This window comes from Desulfobacter sp. (assembly GCF_050177295.1).
Genome location: NZ_JBFXHE010000523.1, coordinates 1 through 2680, shown reverse-complemented (window position 1 = coordinate 2680; position 2680 = coordinate 1). Strand labels below are relative to the sequence as shown.

General features: G+C 42.2%; 2 protein-coding genes. Both read right to left on the bottom strand.

The window, feature by feature from the left end; all coding sequences use genetic code 11:
- Positions 1 to 69: 69 nt before the first annotated feature.
- The gene (locus AB7U36_RS22060; protein ID WP_428161753.1) at positions 70 to 1605 is read right to left on the bottom strand and encodes a glycogen synthase; all 1536 of its coding nucleotides are present in this window, start codon (positions 1603 to 1605) and stop codon (positions 70 to 72) included.
- Positions 1606 to 1876: 271 nt separating this feature from the next.
- Positions 1877 to 2680, bottom strand: an 804-nt coding sequence (locus AB7U36_RS22055; RefSeq protein WP_428161752.1) for a LuxR C-terminal-related transcriptional regulator, incomplete at its 5' end; no start/stop codon positions are given.

Sequence of the window (2680 nt, the reverse complement as noted above, 5' to 3'; positions counted from 1 at the left end):
TCACATCATCTCTTGAGAGATACACGATAAAAGCTTGTCTGTGATCAATCCACAACCCTACTTTGGAACTCATAAGATGTCCCTCCTTGAAAACGGACGTTTCAGCATTTTTTCATACAACAAAAGATACTGTTCTACTGTTACCGCATGATCAAATCTTTCATGGCTTTGTTTTATGATCCTGGATATCTGATGGTTCTTTACATCCCGTGGTAAGTTGTAAAACATCATCGCCTTATCAATTGCGCTCATCAAGCTGTCTACATCAGATTGATTGAATAAAAATCCGTTCCCGCTGTTATGCGCAACGTCCAGGGGGGTGACGGCTTGATGATTGTCGTTATTATTGTCGTTATTATTATGGACAATGGGAAGGCTCCCATATAAAAGTCCGGTAATTTCCTCAGAACTGACGGGTTCCACTGAACATTGAACCAGAAGGAAGTCTGATGCAGCATAGGCCGTCCGTAAAAGTGAATCCTCCGGCTTGCAAACAGCTACCCTGTTTGTTAAATCAAAATCCCGAATGGTATCCTTTATCAGTCCCCTAATCGTTCCTTTGGCTGTAAAAATAATCTCTAGGTCCTGATGCCAGTCCCTGGAAAGAAGCGCATACAGTATCGTTGAAATGAAATACGAGCCGTTATGGACCTTGTCCATACATGACGGCAAGAATAAAATTGGCTTCAATGGATCTTTGGACAATCCCAGACGGTCCTGGATCAAGATTTTATTGGCTTTTTTACCCTCTATATGGGTGTTTTCATCATAATTTTTAAAGAGGTATGTATCGTTTTTTGGCAGACGTGATCCATCCGGGCAGTTCAAAATCGCTGATGCGCATCCCTGACCCACTTTGTTTGAAAGTTCCTGTTTAATGGATGGGGTAACAAATGGATGCTGCCCTTGAGTGAGTTCTCTTAGGAATTCAGGACAGGTCGTATTAACAAAATCAGCTGCGAAAATACCGCTGGCAAGAAAATCCACCGGATTAGAACCACGGGTTTCTTCATAATTCAAGGGCTGCCGTTCAAAAAAAAGGTTCTGCCAGAAATACGCGGGATCAATTCCCCTGTTTTCGATGGAAGACAACAAGGCCTTATTGTTATAAATATTGTGAATAGTAAAAAGACAGGGGATCCCAAGCTTTCTTGCCATGGCCGGGATCAACCCCGTCATCCAATCATTGCAATGAATGAGGTCCGGTTGAACCCGGGGGATAATGGTGTTGATCACCTCCCTCTGGAAGGAGAGGGCACTTTTTATATTTTCCTGGTCACAATCGGAATATATCTTTTCTTTATAAAAAAATATCTGATCTTTAGCCAGATGAACCCTTGCTTCATTGTCGCAGCTTCCCATCGTGCTCAGCTGCCGTTGAAACGAAGAACTCTCATGATTATTGAACAGGGTGCGGTAATCAGGCAGCGCCACATGGATATCCGCACCTTTTTTATATAGGGAATAAATGAGTGCTGCGGAAACGTCCGCCAACTCACCGGCCCTCGCCTTCAGAAAGCTGGACATGGTGCTCATTTTTTTCGGCAGATAAGACACTTCCGGCGTTACGAATAGAATTCTGGGCTGTTTAAAAATATGAGGCATCGGGCTCTCCTATCATTCAAATATTTTGAAAATCAGGTAACCCAGGGCCGGAATACCGGCTGCCCCAGGAATGGTCAGAACCCTGGCCAGAACAATATTCCCCGTCACTCCCTACTTGAACGACAATCGCGCAATGTTCATTTGAAAGAGTTCACCCCATCGATAAGGTATCTGAACTGATATTCCTTAAACAATAGAGGGTTTATGATTACAAATCAACACGACAAAAGACTATAAAAAAACATATAAACAAACTATTTAAAATAGGGGATTATTCGAGGGACATCAGAAATGACCGAAGATTGATTTTTTTATTTTTCAGGTTTGTTTTTGCCCGGATATTATCCCGGTGGCGAGAGACGGTGTGAAAAGAGCAGTTCAGGATTTGCGATATTTCTTTGTTGGATTTTCCCGATTTAATAAGGTGGGCCACATGAATTTCCGTAGGGGTTAAATTGATCAGTTTATCTGATAATTTTTTTGAAAACGGGGAAAGGATATTTTTTAAACGCAATTCCAGAATCTGGATTATTTCTCGCTGATCTTCCTGTGTGAGTGTGTTTTTCAAACTTTGAATAATAGGGGTAAGCACTATTTGATAGTTGGCGAATATATTTTGTCCAATGTCCTCTTTATCCAGTTCTGTTCTTTTCAGCAGCACTTTCAATGCGACATTCATATCTTCGAGTTCAGCAGCTTTTTGTTCTAATTTCAGCTCTATTCGCTTGCGCGTGGTAATATCGATATGGGTTTTTATCATCTGGACGATTTGTCCGCTTGTGTCCAATACCGGGAAAGTAAATATTTCAATGCTGGACGGATTTCCCTGATCATCGTAATGTAATTGTTCTCCAAAAAAGGGTTTTCCGGTTCGCTTGATTTCCTGCATTGGGCATGGATAGTCATCACCGGTACAAGGCGTGCTGCGCTGGTGGGAAACCGCATAACATTTTAGCCCTGTCACTTTTTCTCCGCCATAGGCATCATTGGCCAGTTCAATGGTATAGTCGGTTGCGTTTATAACGGCAAACGGGATTGTGATCGAATTAATGGCCGTTCTCAGGAATATTTCGCT

What these genes read in the sequence shown, in the direction of transcription:
- AB7U36_RS22060 (WP_428161753.1), bottom strand. Translation starts at nt 1,605, where the DNA reads ATGCCTCATATTTTTAAACAGCCCAGAATTCTATTCGTAACGCCGGAA.